Consider the following 17,828-nt stretch of genomic DNA (forward strand, 5'->3'; position numbering starts at 1 on the left):
GGGCGCCAAATCCTCGGCGCAAGCGACGGGTCAGGCCATACGTCCGCAAAGCCGCGGATCGAATGATGATAGCGATCTGTATCGGATTGCCTCTGGCCGTATTGTTTCTCCAATACTTCAAGCACCTCATGAAGTGATGCCTGAGTAATGATGCTTGACTATGCAAGGTGTTTTCAATGAATGATCTACAAACGCACCATTTTGCCGTGACGACAACGGCGATGCTTGCGGTTCTGAGAACATCGACCATCGCCATGATGACCCTTCTCATGCAAAAACTTTCAGCACCTGAACGGGAAGAGGTTTTCGCAGAGATCGCGGCGACAATCGGTGAGTTGCCCCCGGATTATTCCCAGGCAGGCCCCGTGGGGACCAAGTTCTACGAAGAGGTGGTGGCCGAGGCGCCGGCGCTCGCGAAGGCATTCGTCCAAGATTTGCGTAGATCTCTTGGTTGAAATCCGATGAGACCATTTATCAGTTATCGAGTGTTGGTGACGGAGAGCAGAGGTCCCGCGGACCTGACGCGCCTGTCGCCTTTTCTGTGCTCGGTGCCCGGCCCGTCACTGAGGCTTAGGCGTCTCCGTATCGAGTGCCAACTGGGCATGGCGGATCTTCCTGGCGACACCGCGCCTGCGCGGGTTGCTCGCCCTGAATTTCGCCGTCGCGGCGGCCGGCGCCATGGTCATCGTCAATACCGTGGTAATCGTCCAGGCCCTGCTCGGACGCCCCCAGCACGACGTCGCCCTTGCCCTTGGACCCTTCGGCGCGGGCTCGATGGCCGCCGCCCTGGTCCTACCGCGGGTCCTGGACCGCCTGTCCGACAGGGGTGTGATGCTGCCGTCCGCCGCCTTCCTCGGAGTCGTCCTCGTCGGGGTCGCTGCCCTGACCTGGTGCGGGGCCATCGGCTGGCCCGTACTGCTCGGGACCTGGCTCGTCCTTGGGATCGGCTACTCCGCCGCCCAGTTCGCGCTCTCGCACGCGTCGTGGCTCCTCACTTACCCGCTGGCGGGCTGCCTCGGCGCTGCCGTCGGGATGCCCGCGACCCTGGCGGCACTCGGCGCCCTGACCGTCGCGGGCGTCGCGGCGGCGGCCATGCTTTGGCCTGCATCCGACCCGGACGTCGTCGCACATGCCCACGCGGACCTCGACCCGTCCCACCCCCACGTGCGGGGGATCGGTCAGGGCCGGCACGAGCATGCTTTCGTCATCGACGACCTGCATCGGCAATGGCCGTCCAGGGCGAATTAGGAACCACACGGCGAGCGTTGGAACGGCGACGCTCAGGGGGGGGCGTCGGGTGCCGGACATCCCTCATCCGATGGTCTGTCGGGGGCCGTGAGGATTGCGTCGCGGCAGGTCCGCATCGAGGGGAACACGGCATGAGGACGTTGCTCGGATCCTGGCAGCTGTGGGCGCTGCTTTCTGCCGCCTTCGCGGCGTTGACCGCGATCTTCGCCAAGGTCGGCATCGAGAACGTCAATTCCGACTTCGCCACCTTCATCCGCACGGTCGTCATACTCTGCGCCCTCGGCGCCATCCTGGTCGGCACGGTCCAGTGGGTACCGGTCGGGTCGGTCTCGGCCAGGACCTACGTGTTCCTGGTGCTCTCGGGCCTCGCCACGGGCGGCTCATGGATCTGCTACTTCCGCGCCCTCAAGCTCGGCGAGGCCAGCCGCGTGGCCCCGGTCGACAAGCTCAGCGTCGTGCTGGTGGCCGTCTTCGGGGTCGTCTTCCTCGGCGAACGTCTATCTCCACCGAATTGGCTCGGCGTCGCCCTCATCGCCGCCGGGGCCGTGCTCGTCGCCTATCGAGGATGAAGCCGGCGGGAAGGGATGCGTCGCGGCGCAGTCCAGGGCGAGGGCTCGAAACCGGACGGACCGACCGATGCGCGTGCTGTTGATCGAGGACGACCGGATGATCGGCGAAGGGCTGTCGAACGGCCTCTCGGCCGAGGGCTATTCCGTCGATTGGGTCCGCGACGGCGGCGAGGCCGAGACGGCCCTGCTCAACGGCGGCCACGCGCTCGCGCTGCTCGACCTCGGCCTGCCGGGCGGGGACGGACTTCGGGTGCTTCGATCCGCCCGGGCGGCCGGGATCGACACGTCGGTGCTCATCATCACGGCGCGGGACGGCCTCGAAAGCCGCGTCGCAGGCCTCGACCTCGGGGCGGACGATTACCTGGTCAAGCCGTTCGAGATGCGCGAGCTGCTCGCCAGGATGCGGGCCATCCTGCGCCGTCGGGCCGGGCGGGCGAGCGCGCGGCTCGTGGCCGCCGAGACCGAACTCGACACGGAAAGCCACGTCCTGTCCCACGCCGGGACCGTCGCGGTCCTGTCGGCGCGCGAATACGCCCTCATGCACGCCCTGATGGAGCGACCGGGGCGCATCCTCTCTCGTGCGCAGATCGAGGAACGCATCTACGGGTGGGGCGAGGAGGTCGAGAGCAACGCGGTGGACGCCCTGATCCTCACGGTCCGTCGAAAGGTCGGCAAGGGCGTGATCCTGAATGTCCGCGGCGCAGGTTGGATGGTACCCAAGCCATGAGGGCCGCCTCCCTGCGCCGCACGACGCTCGTCTGGATGACCGCCCTGCTCGCCGGAATCGGCTTGGCCGCGATGGTCGCGGCCTATGCCCTCGCGCGGATCGAGGCGGCCGATTTCCTCGACGGGCAGTTGCGGCAAGTCGCCCTCAACGCCGGTCCCGGGCTAACGGACGCGGACGCGCCGCCCGCCGCCGACCAGGACCCGGAGGACCAACTCGCCGTCACCATCTGGAAGGACGGGCAGGTCCTGCGCGACGACCGCGGCGTCGACGTCCGCCACCCCGGCCGCACGGGATATGCGAACGTCGTCATGGGCGGCGAGCTCTGGCGCACATACACGACCGCCAACGGCACAACGACGGTCCGGGTCGCCCAGCGCGACGTCGTGAGGGCGGAGTTCGCACGCAATGCGGCGCTCGGTGCCGTGGCCCCCCTGCTGCTCCTCGTCCCGCTGTCGTGGATCGTCGTCGGCTGGGCGATGAACCGGGCGCTCGGGCGGCTCGACGGCTTGGTGCATGACCTCGCCGGGCGCGGCGCCGCCGCCCAAGGCCCCTTGCCGACGCGCGGCGTGCCGACGGAGGTGGCGCCCCTCGTCGAGGCCATGAACGGGCTCATCCTTCGCCTGCAGGCCGCTCTGGCCGCCCAGAAGCGGTTCGTCGCCGACGCGGCGCACGAACTGCGTACGCCGCTCGCCGCGATGCAGATCCAACTCGACTCCCTCGGCGGGCCTGCCGGTGGCGGGAGCGACGCGCGGCGTACGGCGCTGGCGGACGGCCTCCGGAGGGCGAACCGGCTGGTGGATCAACTGCTCCGTCTCGCCCGGCTCGACGACGGTGCCGAGGCGCGTCCTGCATCCGTCGACCTCGGCCAGCTCCTGCTCGACTGCGTCGCCGACCACGTCGTGCTCGCCGAGCGCAAGGACATCGACCTGGGCGTGCATATCGAGACACCCGCGACGCTTCACGCGTCGGAGGACGAGGTCCGCGTCCTGTTCGCCAACCTCGTCGACAACGCCCTGCGCTACACGCCGTCCGGAGGCCAGGTCGACGTCCGTCTGCTGAACCGGGACGGTGCGTGCGTCGTCACGGTTCGGGACACCGGCTGCGGGCTGCCGCCGGGAAGCGAGGGCCGCCTGTTCGACCGCTTCTTCCGGGCCGCGCCACCGGAAGTCGAAGGCACAGGGCTCGGGCTCGCCATCGCCCGCCGCATCGCGGAGCGCAACGACCTCGGCCTGACGGTCGAAAACCGACGTGACGGGCAGGGGACCCTCGCAACCGTCAGACTGCCGGCCTGAGGCCGAGCCTGCGGCTCCTTTGGACGAAGCTCATTCTGCCCTCATTATGGCTCGCTATCACGGTGCCCGACCATGACGGACGGGAGACGGGGATGAGCGAGATCCAGCGCCAGATCTTGAACAAGGTACCGGAGGTCACCGCGGTCTTCTGGGTCATCAAGATACTGTCCACGACCGTCGGCGAGACCGGCGCGGACTACCTCGCGGTGAACGTCGGCCTGGGTGCCGCCGTCACCGCCACCCTCACGGCCGGCCTCCTCGCGGCCGTCCTCGCCCTGCAGGTGCGCGAGTGGCGCTACTTGCCCTGGACCTATTGGTCGACCGTCGTCCTCGTCAGCGTGGTCGGCACGCAGGTTACCGACATCCTGACCGACAAGCTCGGCGTGAGCCTCTTCGTCAGCACCGGCGTGTTCGCGGCCGCCCTCGCCACCGTGTTCGCCCTTTGGTACGCGACCGAGCGGACGCTCTCGATCCACGCCATCGTGACCCGGCGCCGCGAGGCGTTCTACTGGCTCGCCATCCTCCTGACCTTCGCGCTCGGCACGGCCGCGGGCGACCTGGCTACCGAGGCGCTGGGGCTCGGCTTCAATCTCGGCGTCGTCATCTTCGGCACGATGCTGGCCGCCCTCGCCCTCGCCTGGCGCCTCGGCACGAACCCGGTGACGATCTTCTGGATCGCCTACATCGTCACGCGCCCCCTCGGCGCATCGCTGGGCGATCTGCTGTCGCAGGCACGGGAATACGGCGGCCTCGGCTTCGGCACGGCCTCCACCAGCCTCGCCTTCTTCGCCGTCATCGTCGCCCTGGTGACGTCCCTGAGCCTCGTCTCCGGACGCCCTGGCGAGCCGGCCGGACAGCGGCGGGCCTGACCGTCCGCCGCCTCCCGCATCCCCATCCTCCAGTCCTTCCAACGCCGCACGACACGGAGCGAATGACCATGCGAAACATCCTCCTCGCCGCCATCGCCGCGACGGTCATCGGCGCCACGGCCGCCCCCCTGGGCCTGCAGGCGATGCAGGACGCCGCCGTCGGAGCGACGCCCAAGGCGATGGCGGCCTCGAAGCTCGGCGACCTCTCCAAGTTCCGGACCATCGTCGTCGACGTAAAGGCGATGACCGACCGGGGCGACCTCGCCGCCGCCAAGACGCGCATCAAGGACCTGGAATTGTCCTGGGACGCGTCCGAGGCCGGCCTGAAGCCGCGAGCCGCCGCCGACTGGCACGTCGTGGACAAGGCCATCGACCGCACCCTCGACGCGTTGCGGGCTTCGAACCCCGATCCGGCCGCCTGCCGTCGCGCGGTCGACGACCTGCTCGCCATCATCGACCAGACCCACACCGCGTGAGCCAGCCCTCGCTTTCCCACGGCAGCCCGATGCAACCGACCGAGCGACCCGGACACGTCGAACCCGCCAAAGTGCCAGAAGCCACCGCCGGGTTCTGGGCCATCAAGATCGTGGCCACGACGTTGGGCGAGGTCGGCGGCAACGCGGTCACGTTGACGCTCGGTCTCGGCTATCTCGCCGGCACGGCGATCTTCGGGGCCGCCCTGGCGGTGCTGCTCGCCGCACAGGTCCGGGCGGACCGCTTCCAGCCGCTCCTGTACTGGGCCGTGGTCACCGCGACGACGCTCGCAGGCACGACCCTCGCCGACTTCTGCGACCGGTCCCTCGGCATCGGCTACGCGGGCGGGTCCCTGGTGTTGCTCGGATTGGTCGTCGCGACCCTGATCCTGTGGAAGCGCACGCTCGGCACGGTCGCCGTGGAGACGGTACGGTCCCCGCGGGCCGAAGGTTTCTATTGGGCCACGGTCATGTTCTCCCAGACGCTCGGCACCGCGTTGGGCGACTGGATGGCCGACAGCAGCGGACTCGGGTACAACGGGAGCGCGCTCCTCATCCTCGTCGCGCTGGTCGTGGTCACGGCCCTCCAACTGCGAACGCGCGTTTCCAGGCCGATGCTGTTCTGGACGGCGTTCGTCCTGACGCGGCCGCTCGGCGCCACCCTCGCCAACTCGCTCGACAAGCCAGTCGCTTCCGGCGGCCTGGGCATCGACGACATCACGATCTCCGGCGTGCTCGCGCTCGTCATGGCCGGGCTCGTCCTCCTCATCCCGCAGCGTGCCGGTCGCCGGGCGGCCTGCGCCGACGCGCCGTGAGGTTTCCCCTCGAAGAAGGAGCAGGTCCGATGGACGACCGTTACGAACGCGCTCTGAGCAAGGTGCCGGAGGTCACGCTGGGCTTTTGGATCATCAAGATCCTGGCCACGACGCTCGGGGAGACCGGCGGCGATACCGTCACCATGACCCTCAATTGGGGCTACCTCGCCGGTACCGCCCTGTTCGCCGTGCTGCTGGTCGCGCTCGTGGTCGCCCAGGTCATGTCGAAGCGGTTCCACCCGGTCCTGTACTGGTCCACGATCGTCGCCTCGACCACCTTCGGTACGACGATGGCGGACTTCGCCGACCGCTCGCTCGGCATCGGGTACACCGGCGGGTCGACCCTGCTCCTCGTTTGCCTCGCGGCCGTGCTCGGGCTCTGGTACGCGACCGAGGGCACCGTGTCGGTGAACACGGTTTCGACCCCCCGGGTCGAAGCGTTCTATTGGGGGGCGATCACCTTCTCGCAGACGTTGGGCACCGCGCTCGGCGACTGGCTCGCGGACACCGGCGGCCTCGGCTACGAGGGCGGCGCCCTCGTCTTCGCGGCGGCGCTCGCGGTCGTCGTCGCCCTTTACTACCGGACCTCGGTTTCGCGCGTCACGCTCTTCTGGGCGGCGTTCATCCTGACCCGCCCGCTCGGGGCCACGGTGGGCGATTTCCTCGACAAGCCGGTCGCCGACGGCGGGTTGAACCTGAGCCGGCCGCTCGCCTCCGCCGTGATCGCGGCCTTCATCGTCGCGCTCATCGTCCTCCTCCCGCAAAGGGCCGGTCAGCATCCGACAGAGGGAGCACAGGCGTCGCGCTGACCCGGACGTTCCCGTGCGAGCGCCGAACGGCCACCGTGCCTTGCCCAAAGCTTCCGGATCGCCACGTCCAAGCGTATGATGAGGGGGAACCTATAGTGCCAAAGCATGCCCGCTGCATTACGCGACGACTTCATCGGGCGGGATGAGTACGAACGCCTCTGCGAAGCGGCGGAGGAAGGGGAGCGGCTGGAGTACATCGACGGGCAGGTTGTCCGCATGCTGGTCGGCGGCTCCATCGCCCACCATGCCTTGACCCGGTGCCTCGATAACCTGATTGCCGACCGCCTCCCCCCGGCGGGCCGTGCGCGTCATTACGTCAGACGATGCGGCTCCAAGCGGGAACGGCACGCGTCTACCCGGATGTCTTCGTCGCCTGCGGGGATACCGTCGAACCGGATCCGGAGACCAACAGCGTCCGTTCGGCGACCGTCATCGTGGAGGTTCTGCCCCCCGCGACCGAACGGTACGACCGCGGCGGGAAATGGCTCGAATACCAGACGCTGCACGACCTCATGCATTTCGTCCATGTCGCGCAGGACCAACGCCGGGTCGGATTCTTCCACCGTCAGGGAGACGGATGGCACTACGAACTCCTACAAGGACCGGACGCCGTCCTTCGGCTAGCGGCCATCGGGGTCGAGTTGAGGCTCGACGATTTCTACTCGTCCATCCCGCTGCTAGCCACGGAGGGCGGCGACCTCGCTACCCAAGCCACGTTTGCCACCGTTCAGGTATCGGGCATTGCGGGGATGAAGGGTCTTCCACGCTCGCCGGACATCTACGCCATGGTTACGGAGATGGACGCCGGCGAGTGTGAGGCGGCCGTAGCTGCCATCGTCGGCTTGGTCGGTACGCCCGCGATGGTGGATTGGAAGTCCGTACTGCCGGAGCGGCTGCAGAACCGGCTGGATGCTGTTCTGAGCGCCAGCACTTACTATTAGGCAGTCCTTTCAGGAGCCGGGCGGCTTAATCATAACCGAAGGGGGGCGGCCCCATGAGGGCTTGGGCGTCCTCCAACGCCCGGTCGACGTTGCGGGGGTGTTTGCCCGCTCTGGCACCCGCCGCGACGACCAACGCCGGATGGAACCCCGTCTTCATTACCCACTCCGAACCTAAGCGGTCCGTACCCCGACGGCTAGGGCGGCCATGGCGCTCAGCAGGTAACCGACCTCAAAGCGTTGGATCTCGGTCACCAAAGGGCACTGACGAAAGCTTGATGTTGACAGCGGAGAGCATCTCTGAATCAATGCTCTCCCAACCTGAAAACCTGCCGATACGCCGGCGAGGTCAGGCTTCTCAGTAAATCGGTCCACATAATTCGCTTCCCGGGACATATTTTACTGAGAAATTACAAGGCTGAGCCCTAGACGTCCAGATTGGCGACGCTGAGGGCGTTTTCCTGAATGAACTCGCGCCGCGGCTCCACCACATCGCCCATCAGCTTCACGAACAGGTCGTCGGCGTCGGTCACGTCCTTTACCTTGACCTGCAGCAAGGAGCGCACGTCGCGATCCAGGGTGGTCTCCCAGAGCTGCTGGGCGGTCATCTCACCGAGGCCCTTGTAGCGCTGGAGCTGCAGGCCTTTCCGGCCAAACGCCATCACCGCCTCGAACAGCGCGACGGGCCCGTGCAGCACGGTCTCGTCGGACTTACGCATCAGGGTGGCGGGTTCGCCATAGATTTCCCGGAAGGCGTCGGCCCGCTCGGACAGGCGCCGGGCTTCCTGCGAGGTGATCAGGCCGAGATCGAGGGTCGCCACCTGCCGGACGCCGCGCAGCGTCCGGCTGAGGCGATAGCCGCCCTCGAAGGATTCGCCCTGCCAGCCGCGCTCGATCTCGTCCGCGATGGCGTCGAGCCGGCGGGCGGTCAGGTCGGCCAGCACCTCGGCCTCGCCGGTCCGCGAGGCCGCCTCGGGGTCGAAGGCGCCGGCCAGCACCGCCTGCTCGACCACGGCGCGGTCGTAGCGCGTGTGCAGGCCCTGCAGGATGTTGCGGAAGGTCCGCGCCTCCTCGACGAGGCTCTTGAGCTGAGGCCCGGCGAATTCCGCACCGGTGGAGAGGCGCAGGATCGCCCCGTCGGTCCCCTGGTCGATCAGGTAATCCTCAAGGGCGCGCTCATCCTTCAGGTAGATCGCCTTCCGGCCGCGCTCCGCTTTGTAGAGCGGCGGTTGCGCGATGTAGAGATGGCCGCGGTCGATCAATTCCGGCATCTGCCGGAAGAAGAAGGTCAGAAGCAGCGTCCGGATGTGCGAGCCGTCCACGTCCGCATCGGTCATGATGATGATGCGGTGGTAGCGGAGCTTCTCCGGGTTGAAGCCCTCGCGGTCGGTCGAGGAGCGCCCGATCCCGGCGCCGAGCGCCGTGATCAGCGTGCCGATCTCGGCCGAGGACAGCATCCGGTCGGCGCGGACGCGCTCGACGTTCAGGATCTTGCCGCGCAGCGGCAGCACCGCCTGGAAGGTCCGGTCGCGGCCCTGCTTGGCCGAGCCGCCGGCGGAATCACCCTCCACCAGAAGGATCTCGCACTTCGTCGGGTCGCGCTCCTGGCAATCGGCGAGCTTGCCGGGCAGCGAGGCGATGTCGAGGGCGCCCTTGCGGGTCACGGTCTCGCGGGCCTTGCGGGCGGCCTCGCGCGCCGAGGCCGCCAGGACCACCTTTGCCATGACCGACCGCGCCTGGCTCGGATTCTCCTCGAGCCAGGTCGACAGGCCTTCGTTGAGGACGTTCTCGACCGCGGGCCGGACCTCGGACGAGACGAGCTTGTCCTTGGTCTGCGACGAGAATTTCGGGTCCGGCACCTGCACGGAGATGACGGCGGTGAGGCCCTCGCGGCAATCCTCGCCGGTGAGCGACACCTTCTCCTTCTTGGCGATGCCGCTGGATTCGGCATAGCCGGTGACCTGCCGGGTCAGGGCCGCCCGGAAGCCGGCCATATGGGTGCCGCCATCCCGCTGCGGGATGTTGTTGGTGAAGGGCAGCACGGTCTCGTTGAACGAGTCGTTCCACCAGAACGCGACCTCGACGCGGATCCCGTCGCGCTCGGAACTGACGACCACCGGGCTGGTCATGCCGTCGATCGGCTTGCGGGAGCGGTCGAGATACCGGACGAAGGCCTCGATGCCGCCTTCGTAGTACAGCTCCTCGCGCTTCTTCTCGGCATGGCGGGCATCGGTCAGGACGATCCGCACGCCGGAATTGAGGAAGGCGAGTTCACGCAGGCGCTTTTCCAGCGTCCCGTAATCGAACTCGATCATCGTGAAGGTTTCGGTGGAGGGCAGGAAGCTGACTTCCGTCCCGCGCCGACCGTTGCCGGGCCCGACGACCTCCAGGGGCGCCACGGCGTCGCCGTGGCGGAACTCCATCGCGTGCTCCTTGTCGTTGCGCCAGATGCGCAGGCGAAGCCACGACGACAGGGCATTCACCACCGACACGCCGACGCCGTGCAGGCCGCCGGAAACCTTGTAGGAATTCTGGTCGAACTTACCGCCGGCGTGCAGCTGGGTCATGATGACCTCGGCTGCCGAGACACCCTCCTCCTTGTGGATGTCCACCGGGATGCCGCGCCCGTTATCGGAGACGGTGCAGGATCCGTCGGCGTTGAGGGTGACGGTGACGAGATCGGCATGGCCCGCCAGAGCTTCGTCGATGGCGTTGTCCACGACCTCGTAGACCATGTGGTGGAGGCCGGAGCCGTCATCGGTATCGCCGATATACATGCCGGGCCGCTTGCGGACGGCGTCGAGGCCCTTCAGCACGCGGATGGATTCCGCGCCGTAATCGGCAGGCTCGGTCTGGGGGGTGTCGGCCATGAACTTCCTCGGGCAGGCGGGCCTGATCGCGTCGGTGGCAGATGCGCCGTCGGGTGCCCGCGCCTGAACTCTCGCTTGATCCGCCTGATATAGGGGTTCCGCGTTGAGATTGCACGATTTTACGGGCCCGCGGCGGGCCAGTCCCGAAGCTTTTGTGACGCTCGCCGCTTAACGCCGCGTTAGCCCTCGATGCCGCCCGCGCTCGCCGTGTCGAGGCGGCCGATCGCCTCCGGCGAAAGGGTCAGCCGGACGGCGCCGAGGAGCTCGTCGAGTTGCGCCACCGAGGTCGCGCTGGCGATGGGCGCCGTGATGCCGGGGCGAGCGATGATCCAGGCAAGCGCCACCTGGGCCGGGCTGGCACCGTGCGTCTGCGCGACCGAATCGAGCACGTTCAGCAGCGCGAGACCGCGCGGGTTGAGGTACTTGGCGACGCGGTTCTCACGGGCCCGTCCCGTCGCGTCCTGGGCGCTGCGGTACTTGCCGGTGAGGAAGCCCGCGGCCAGCGAGAAGTAGCCGATGACGCCGATCTGTTCGGCCCGGCAGAGCGGCTCCAGCTCGGCCTCGTAACCGCGCTGGGCGAGGCTGTAATCCGGCTGGAGGCATTCGTAGCGTGGCAGCCCCGCGGAGGCGGCGATCGTCAGTGCCTCCTTGAGCCGCGCCGCGCTGTAGTTCGAGGCGCCGATCGCGCGGACCTTGCCCGCCGCGATCAGGCGCTCATGAGCCCGCAGGGTCTCGTCCAGGGGCACGTCGTTATCGTCGACATGGGACTGGTAGAGGTCGATCCGGTCGATCCGCAGCCGCCGCAGCGAGGCCTCGCAGGCCCGCTCGATATGGGCCGCCGAGAGACCCTTGCCGGCCTCGCCCATGTCCATCCCGACCTTGGTCGCCAGCACGATCCTGTCCCGGACGCCCGGACGGCTGGCCAGCCACCGTCCGATCACCGTCTCGGATTCCCCGCCGGCATGGCCGGGGGCCCAGCGCGAATAGACGTCGGCGGTGTCGATGAAATCGAAGCCGCTCTCCACGAACCGGTCGAGGATCGCGAAGGCGGTCGCCTCGTCGGCGGTCCAGCCGAAGACGTTGCCGCCCAGGCAGAACGGCGCGACCGTCAGGTCGGAGCGGCCGATGCGGCGCTTGTCCATGATGTCGGTCAGTCCTGCAGGAAGGGATTTGAGACACGCTCCTCGCCGAGCGTGCTCGTCGGGCCATGGCCCGGGATGAAGGCGATGTCGTCGCCCAGCGGCAGGACCTTGTCCTTGATGGCCCGGATCAGCTGCTCGTGGTTGCCGCCCGGCAGGTCGGTGCGGCCGACCGAGCCCTTGAACACCACGTCGCCGACCAGGGCGAACCGCGCGTCCCGGCTCACGAACACGACGCTGCCGGGCGAGTGCCCGGGGCAGTGAAGGATGTCGAAGCCGAGACCGCCGACCGTCACGGCATCGCCCTCGTCGAGCCAGCGGTCGGGCGTGACGGGCCGGGCCGCGCCGAGGCCGTAATTGGCGGCGGTCTCGGGCAGGGAATCCAGCAGGAACTTGTCCGCCTGGTGCGGCCCCTCGATCGGAACGCCGAGGCGCTCGCGCAGCTCGTCGGCGCCGGCGGCGTGGTCGACATGACCGTGGGTCAGCAGGATCTTCTCGACGGTGACGCCCTGCTCGCGGATGGCCGCCTCGATCCGATCGAGATCGCCGCCGGGATCCACCACGGCGCCGACCTTGGTCGTGTCGTCCCAGATCAGGGTGCAGTTCTGCTGGAAGGGTGTGACCGGGATGATCCCGGCGCGTGGCGTACCTGGCATGTCGTCCCGCGTGTAGGCAGCGCCGCTCCGGACGCCCTCGGCCGCAGTCTAGCGCAGAACGCCGGTGGGCGGCACCCTGTGCGGCACGCTCAGGCCGCGTCGCCCCTGGGGCGGCGCAGGCCGTCGTGAAGCGCCAGCATCTCCGCCATGCCGAGCGCCCGCGAGCTCCAGCGGGTCTCCGCGGTGTTGACCTGCGTGAACCGGTCGTGGGACCGGCCGCCATAGGCTCCGAACAGGGTCCTGCCCGCCTCGACGGCACCGTCGTCCCGCGCCGTCTCGTCCGGCCGGTCGATCCGGTAGGACGGCGTCGGCGACCGGCCGGTCACGCCGATCCGCACCGAGGCGTCGCCGTAATGCTTCTGGCACAGCCTCATGGTGACCAGCACTTCGCGCAGGTAGTCCTCAGCGTCGGCGAGATCCGGCAGGATGTCGGCGATCGTCGCGTCCGAGGGATAATGCTTCGTCCGGGCCATTCTACACCTTGCTCAGGCGTGTCCTACCGTCTTCGCCGGCCGAGGGCGAGCCGGGCGCCGGTTTTCCTCACGCCGGCCGCCGCTTCAACAGCGCGTCGAGGCCCCCGACCCGGAACCAGTGGTAGCCGTAGCCTTCCAGGAACAGGCAGTGCCGTCCGTCTTCGCCGACCTCGCTGCGGCTGCCGGTCAGCACATCGACGAGGATGTCGTGCTCGGAATCCTCCACGCCGGATGCCATGGCGACCTCGACAGGCTCCGGCGCCAGATTGTGGACACACAGGATGGCGTTGCCGCGCCAGTCGTAGCGGAGCGCCAGCACCGAGGGACGCCCGGTCTCCATCGGGACCACGTCGCCCCAGCCGATCTCCGGCGCCTCCTTGCGCTGCCGGATCATGCTCTGCATCCAGTTGAGCAGCGAGTCGGCCTCGTGGCGCTGGTCGGCGACGTTCACGTGCGCGTAGCCGTAGGGCCCGTGGTCGATCAGCGGAATCACCGTGCGGTCGGCCGTGGAGAAGCCGCCCTGATACTCGCTGGTCCACTGCATCGGCGTGCGAGCGCAGTCCCGCTCCTTGAGCGCGAGCTCGTCGCCCATGCCGATCTCGTCGCCGTAACGCAGCACCGGCGTCCCCGGCAGGGTGAACATCAGCGAATAGGCCAGCCGGATACGGCGGGGATCGCCGGCCAGCATCGGTGCGAAGCGGCGGCGGATGCCGCGGTCGTAGAGCTGCATCCCCTTCTCGGGCCCGAAGGCGTCGAACACGCTCTGACGCTGCTTGCCCGTCAGGCGTCCCAGGTCCAGCTCGTCGTGGTTCCGCAGGAAGATGCCCCATTGGCAGGAGAGCGGGCGCGGCTTCGTCCGCTCGATCGCCTTGACCAGCGGGCGCGCATCATGGGCCGCAAGGGCGTAGAAGGTCGCCTGATTGACCTGGAAGTTGAACATCATGTGCATGCGGTCGGCGTCGTCGCCGAAATAATCCATGTCCTGGTTCGGCAGGATGTTGGCCTCGGCCAAGATGATGGCGTCGCCCTGCCGCCATTGCAGGAACTCGCGCAGATCGCGCAGCATCTCGAACTGCTCGCGGGGCTTGCCGCCGACATCGGCCCCCTTCTCGGCGATGACGAACGGCACGGCATCCATGCGGAAACCTGAGACGCCCAGCTGGATCCAGAAACCCATGATCTTGAGGATCTCGGCCAGCACCTCGGGATTGGCGGTGTTGAGATCCGGCTGAAAGTTGAAGAAGCGGTGGAAATACCACGCCTTGGCCTTCGCATCGTAGGTCCAGGTGGTCTCCTGCACGCCCGGGAAGACCATGCCCTCGTCGGCGCTCGCGGGGCGCTCTTTCGACCAGACGTACCAGTCGCGATAGGGTGAATCCGGGTCGGAGCGGGCCGACTGGAACCATGGGTGCTGGTCCGATGTGTGGTTGACCACGAGGTCGATCAGCACCCGCAGCCCCCGCTGCTTGGCGGCGTGGGTGAAGGCGACGAAGTCACCGAGCGAGCCGTAATCGGGGTCGACGCCGTAATAGTCGGCGATGTCGTAGCCGCCATCCTTCTTGGGCGACGGCTGGAAGGGCATCAGCCACACCGCGGTGGCGCCCAGGCCCTGGATGTAGTCGAGCCGGCGCTCGAGCCCAGCGAAGTCGCCGATCCCGTCGCCGTTGGCATCCATGAAGGTGCCGACCGACAGGCAATAGATGATGGCGTTCTTGTACCACAGGTCGTTGATCATGGCCCCCCCGGCGTCGTCGCGCCTCACGAACGTGGGACCCCATCAAAGCGTTGCCGTGCGGCGTCTCCTTAAATCAGCCGCGTTGTGCACGCCCTGTTCAGGCGCGCTCCCGAAAGGTCCGCGCCCGCCCCGTCGCGTCCCCCGAACTCGGCCCGTATGAACGCCATCCTGATCAAGCTGTTCGCGACAGCCCTGACCCTGAGCCAGGTCACGACCCGGCCGGAGGCGGTCCGGACGCAGTTCGATCCAGCCACCGATGGGCCCGAGGTTGTGCGCCTGCTGCGCGACGGCTGCGCCCACATGCGCAAGGCCTTCGACATCGAGGACATCAACCTCGACGAGCTGATCACCACCGCGATGGAGGATCCGTCCACCGTCGCCGGGCCGGCCGCCCCGAAGATCCTGCACGGGCTCGACCTGAACGAGCTGAACACGAGCTACAAGCAGTTCTGCAAAGGCGAGAACCCGGCGAACTCGCCCTTCGACGCCAAGGCGGTGATCGAGTTCTACGACAACGCCACCAAGGACCTGCCCAGCGCCGAGGCCCTGCGCGACAAGGCGCTGCCCGGCATGACCCGGATCCTCGACGGCGCCGGCAAGCCCTTCGCCGAGGCCTCCGAGCCGAACGGGCGCCGCATCGTCGTGCCGATCACGGCGGTTCCGACGCTGGTGCAGAAGGCCTTCATCGCCGCCGAGGACAAGCGCTTCGAGACCCATCACGGCATCGACGAGCGCGGCGTGATCCGCGCCTTCATCGCCAATCTCGCTTCGCCGGGACGTCCGGCGGGTGGTTCGACCATCACCCAGCAGGTGGTCAAGAACCTCTCGGTCGGCGACGACGTCACCTACGAGCGCAAGATCCGCGAGATGATCGTCGCGTCGCGGCTGGAGCGGATCCTCTCGAAGCCGCAGATTCTCGGGCTCTATCTCAACGGCATCTATCTCGGCCGCGGCGCCTACGGCATCGAGATGGCGGCGCAGAGCTATTTCGGGAAGCCGGTGGGGCAGCTCACCCTGCCGGAGGCCGCGCTCCTCGCCGGCATGCCCAAGGGGCCGAATTTCTACAGCCCCGACAAGTATCCGGACCGGGCGCGGGAGCGGCGCGCCTACGTGCTCGCCCGCCTCAAGGAAGAGGGCGCGATTACCGAGGCCGAGATGAGCGCGGCGATCAAGTCCGATCTCGGGCTGAAGCCGATCGAGACCGCGCGGCGCGATTCCGGCTTCTACGTGGTGGATTTCCTCAATCGCGAGGCCCGCACCTTCGCGGGAGTGGATTCTTTGACCTCCGGGTCGCTGACCGTCCGCTCGACGATCAATGCGGGCCTGCAGCGCTCCGTCGAGGAGGCTCTCCAGGACGGGCTCGCCAATTACGAGCGCTCCACGGGCCGTCAGGTCTTCGCGGGGCCCGAACTCAACCTCGCCGACAGCGTCCGCCGGATCCAGGCCGCGACTCCTGCACCGGAGGGGGCGACCCAGGCGGCGCCCGCGGTGACGGGAGCGCGAACGGATGCGCCCAAGGCAGATGCCAAGATGGACGCCAAGGCGGACGCCAAGGCGCGTCGTGGCGAGAAGGTCGCGGCGATCCCGCAGAAGAAGCCGGCCTGGCTTCTGGCGCTCGAGAGCGCTCGCCCGGTGCTCTATGATGTGCATTGGCCGATGGCGGTGGTGCTGGAGACCGGGCGCGGCGGCATGAAGGTCGGCCTCGCCGATGGCCGGACCGCCGTCCTCGACCCCGGCATCGCCCGGGGCAAGCTGCAGGTCTACGACGTGATCCGCGTGAAGGTCGGCTCGGGCAAGGGCGGCCTGCGCGCGCAGATCCGCGTCCGGCCTACGGTCCAGGGCGCGGCCCTGGTGATGGAGAACCAGACCGGCCGGATCCTCGCGATGGCCGGTGGCTTCTCCTACCCGCTGAGCCAGCTCAACCGCGTCACCCAGACGGTGCGCCAGCCCGGCTCGACCTTGAAGCCGCTGACCTATCTCGCCGCGCTCAATGCCGGTCTGCAGCCCAACACCCTGGTGATGGATTCCGCCGTCACCCTGCCGCCGATCGGCGGGACCGGCGATTCCTGGTCGCCGAAGAACTACGAGGGGGGCGGTTCGGGCCCCACCACCCTGCGGCGCGGCCTCGAATTCTCCAAGAACCTCGTCACCGCCCGTCTGCTCCAGGGTGGAATCGAGCCCAAGGCGCCGGCGAGCCTGAAACGGGTCTGCGACATCGCCCTGGAGGCACAGATCTACGCCGAGTGCGAGCCCTACTATCCCTTCGTCCTCGGCGCGCAGCCGGTGCGGATGCTGGACCTCGCGGGCTTCTACGCTGCAGTGGCCAACGAGGGCGCGCGTCCGGCCCCGTACGCGCTCGAATCCGTCGAGCGGGACGGCAAGCCGCTCTACACGCACCCCGCCAAGGAGCCGGCGCGGATCGCCTCTGCGGACCGGGTCGCCTTCTACCAGCTCAAGACCATGCTGCAGGGGGTGACCCAGCACGGCACCGCGGCGGCGCTGTCGAAGGTCTCGGCCTACGTCGCCGGCAAGACCGGCACCTCCGAGAACGAGAACGACGCGTGGTTCGCGGGCCTGACCAACGAGATCAGCGTGGTGGTCTGGGTCGGCTACGACAACGCCGACGGCACCCGCAAGACCCTCGGCCGCGGCCAGACCGGCGGCCATGTCTCGGTGCCGATCGCCTCGGCGATCCTGCAGGCGGCGTGGGCGAACGGAATCCCCAAGACGCCGCTGCGGGGCCCCTCCCCCGAGGCGCGCCCCTTCATCGCCGACCTGGCGGTCGATCCGCGCAGCGGCGTGCGGGTCGCGGGCGGCGGCTTTCTCGAGCATTTCCGCACAAGCGGCGACGGACGGATGGCGGACACGCAGTACCGCCTCGTTCCGCGGGAGACGCTCTACGCCATGCGGCCCGATGCCCAGGACGGCGATCTCGCCGGCGCCGACGACGGCGCGAACGTGGCGGGCGACTATTACGGCAACATGACGGGCGAGCGGCCGCGGGCCGACTTCCTGGACCCGTTCGGCGAGCGTCCGGCGCCGCGCAGCCGCCGTGCGCAGGGCAATGTGGATCTCTACGGGCAGGATCCGTACAAGCCCTGGCCCGGCCAGACGAACCGCTCGCCCTTCGGCGGGGATGACGACGCGCGCCGGCCGCGCCGCCGCGATCCGGACTACCTGTTCGGCGAAGATCCCGGTTACTGACTGCCCTCCCC

Annotated in this window: 15 protein-coding genes and 1 pseudogene; 11 read left to right on the top strand and 5 right to left on the bottom strand. The window is 68.3% G+C overall.

What is annotated here, in order from left to right; translation table 11 throughout:
* Nucleotides 1–176: 176 nt before the first annotated feature.
* The 10 genes and pseudogenes from PQI07_RS02135 to PQI07_RS02180 form a co-directional block, all read left to right on the top strand.
* Entirely contained in the window at nucleotides 177–455 is a 279-nt protein-coding gene (locus PQI07_RS02135) for a hypothetical protein (protein WP_124262910.1), read from the top strand.
* A gap of 184 nt (nucleotides 456–639) precedes the next feature.
* Nucleotides 640–1,248 (top strand): MFS transporter, encoded by a 609-nt coding sequence (locus tag PQI07_RS02140; protein WP_007563927.1) that lies wholly within the window; start codon nucleotides 640–642, stop codon nucleotides 1,246–1,248.
* Nucleotides 1,249–1,379: 131 nt separating this feature from the next.
* Nucleotides 1,380–1,817 (top strand): EamA family transporter, encoded by a 438-nt coding sequence (locus PQI07_RS02145; protein WP_050733501.1) that lies wholly within the window; start codon nucleotides 1,380–1,382, stop codon nucleotides 1,815–1,817.
* 67 nt (nucleotides 1,818–1,884) lie between these two features.
* Nucleotides 1,885–2,544, top strand: coding sequence for a response regulator transcription factor (locus tag PQI07_RS02150; RefSeq protein ID WP_050733500.1), 660 nt, complete (start codon nucleotides 1,885–1,887; stop codon nucleotides 2,542–2,544).
* A complete protein-coding gene (locus PQI07_RS02155; RefSeq protein ID WP_007563921.1) occupies nucleotides 2,541–3,836 on the top strand; it encodes a sensor histidine kinase in 1,296 nt (431 codons plus the stop codon). The genes PQI07_RS02150 and PQI07_RS02155 overlap by 4 nt, the downstream gene beginning before the upstream one ends.
* Nucleotides 3,837–3,928: 92 nt before the next feature.
* Complete coding sequence (locus tag PQI07_RS02160; RefSeq protein ID WP_274925966.1) at nucleotides 3,929–4,705, top strand: COG4705 family protein; 777 nt, start codon at nucleotides 3,929–3,931, stop codon at nucleotides 4,703–4,705.
* A gap of 68 nt (nucleotides 4,706–4,773) precedes the next feature.
* A complete protein-coding gene (locus PQI07_RS02165) occupies nucleotides 4,774–5,181 on the top strand; it encodes a hypothetical protein (protein ID WP_050733520.1) in 408 nt (135 codons plus the stop codon).
* 29 nt (nucleotides 5,182–5,210) lie between these two features.
* A complete protein-coding gene (locus tag PQI07_RS02170; protein WP_050733498.1) occupies nucleotides 5,211–5,993 on the top strand; it encodes a COG4705 family protein in 783 nt (260 codons plus the stop codon).
* A 29-nt stretch (nucleotides 5,994–6,022) separates the two neighbouring features.
* Nucleotides 6,023–6,802: a COG4705 family protein gene (locus tag PQI07_RS02175; protein ID WP_050733497.1), complete on the top strand. Its 780-nt coding sequence runs from the start codon at nucleotides 6,023–6,025 to the stop codon at nucleotides 6,800–6,802.
* 314 nt (nucleotides 6,803–7,116) lie between these two features.
* Nucleotides 7,117–7,743, top strand: a pseudogene (locus PQI07_RS02180) (Uma2 family endonuclease); the annotation flags it as partial.
* A 422-nt stretch (nucleotides 7,744–8,165) separates the two neighbouring features.
* Here the strand turns inward: PQI07_RS02180 and gyrB are convergent.
* The 5 genes from gyrB to PQI07_RS02205 form a co-directional block, all read right to left on the bottom strand.
* The gene (gyrB, locus tag PQI07_RS02185; protein ID WP_043380905.1) at nucleotides 8,166–10,610 is read right to left on the bottom strand and encodes a DNA topoisomerase (ATP-hydrolyzing) subunit B; all 2,445 of its coding nucleotides are present in this window, start codon (nucleotides 10,608–10,610) and stop codon (nucleotides 8,166–8,168) included.
* Between the two features lie 179 nt (nucleotides 10,611–10,789).
* A complete protein-coding gene (locus tag PQI07_RS02190; protein ID WP_274925967.1) occupies nucleotides 10,790–11,752 on the bottom strand; it encodes an aldo/keto reductase in 963 nt (320 codons plus the stop codon).
* Between the two features lie 8 nt (nucleotides 11,753–11,760).
* On the bottom strand, nucleotides 11,761–12,405 hold the full coding sequence (locus tag PQI07_RS02195; protein WP_043380910.1) for an MBL fold metallo-hydrolase: 645 nt from the start codon (nucleotides 12,403–12,405) through the stop codon (nucleotides 11,761–11,763).
* An 89-nt stretch (nucleotides 12,406–12,494) separates the two neighbouring features.
* Nucleotides 12,495–12,878 carry a hypothetical protein gene (locus tag PQI07_RS02200; RefSeq protein ID WP_043345342.1) on the bottom strand — a complete coding sequence of 128 codons (384 nt, stop codon included), beginning with the start codon at nucleotides 12,876–12,878 and terminating at the stop codon, nucleotides 12,495–12,497.
* A gap of 67 nt (nucleotides 12,879–12,945) precedes the next feature.
* Nucleotides 12,946–14,613 (bottom strand): alpha-amylase family protein, encoded by a 1,668-nt coding sequence (locus tag PQI07_RS02205; protein ID WP_043345339.1) that lies wholly within the window; start codon nucleotides 14,611–14,613, stop codon nucleotides 12,946–12,948.
* A 156-nt stretch (nucleotides 14,614–14,769) separates the two neighbouring features.
* Here PQI07_RS02205 and PQI07_RS02210 point away from each other — a divergent pair, with 156 nt between their 5' ends.
* Nucleotides 14,770–17,817: a penicillin-binding protein 1A gene (locus PQI07_RS02210; protein ID WP_274925968.1), complete on the top strand. Its 3,048-nt coding sequence runs from the start codon at nucleotides 14,770–14,772 to the stop codon at nucleotides 17,815–17,817.
* Nucleotides 17,818–17,828 lie beyond the last annotated feature (11 nt).

The sequence above is a fragment of the Methylobacterium sp. 092160098-2 genome (assembly GCF_028920805.1).
Taxonomy (GTDB): domain Bacteria; phylum Pseudomonadota; class Alphaproteobacteria; order Rhizobiales; family Beijerinckiaceae; genus Methylobacterium; species Methylobacterium fujisawaense.

Coding starts and splice junctions, on each gene's coding strand:
- PQI07_RS02135 (WP_124262910.1), top strand. CDS start 177: ATGAATGATCTACAAACGCACCATTTTGCCGTGACGACAACGGCGATG.
- PQI07_RS02145 (WP_050733501.1), top strand. CDS start 1,380: ATGAGGACGTTGCTCGGATCCTGGCAGCTGTGGGCGCTGCTTTCTGCC.
- PQI07_RS02150 (WP_050733500.1), top strand. CDS start 1,885: ATGCGCGTGCTGTTGATCGAGGACGACCGGATGATCGGCGAAGGGCTG.
- PQI07_RS02155 (WP_007563921.1), top strand. CDS start 2,541: ATGAGGGCCGCCTCCCTGCGCCGCACGACGCTCGTCTGGATGACCGCC.
- PQI07_RS02160 (WP_274925966.1), top strand. CDS start 3,929: ATGAGCGAGATCCAGCGCCAGATCTTGAACAAGGTACCGGAGGTCACC.
- PQI07_RS02165 (WP_050733520.1), top strand. CDS start 4,774: ATGCGAAACATCCTCCTCGCCGCCATCGCCGCGACGGTCATCGGCGCC.
- PQI07_RS02170 (WP_050733498.1), top strand. CDS start 5,211: ATGCAACCGACCGAGCGACCCGGACACGTCGAACCCGCCAAAGTGCCA.
- PQI07_RS02175 (WP_050733497.1), top strand. CDS start 6,023: ATGGACGACCGTTACGAACGCGCTCTGAGCAAGGTGCCGGAGGTCACG.
- gyrB (WP_043380905.1), bottom strand. CDS start 10,610: ATGGCCGACACCCCCCAGACCGAGCCTGCCGATTACGGCGCGGAATCC.
- PQI07_RS02190 (WP_274925967.1), bottom strand. CDS start 11,752: ATGGACAAGCGCCGCATCGGCCGCTCCGACCTGACGGTCGCGCCGTTC.
- PQI07_RS02195 (WP_043380910.1), bottom strand. CDS start 12,405: ATGCCAGGTACGCCACGCGCCGGGATCATCCCGGTCACACCCTTCCAG.
- PQI07_RS02200 (WP_043345342.1), bottom strand. CDS start 12,878: ATGGCCCGGACGAAGCATTATCCCTCGGACGCGACGATCGCCGACATC.
- PQI07_RS02205 (WP_043345339.1), bottom strand. CDS start 14,613: ATGATCAACGACCTGTGGTACAAGAACGCCATCATCTATTGCCTGTCG.
- PQI07_RS02210 (WP_274925968.1), top strand. CDS start 14,770: ATGAACGCCATCCTGATCAAGCTGTTCGCGACAGCCCTGACCCTGAGC.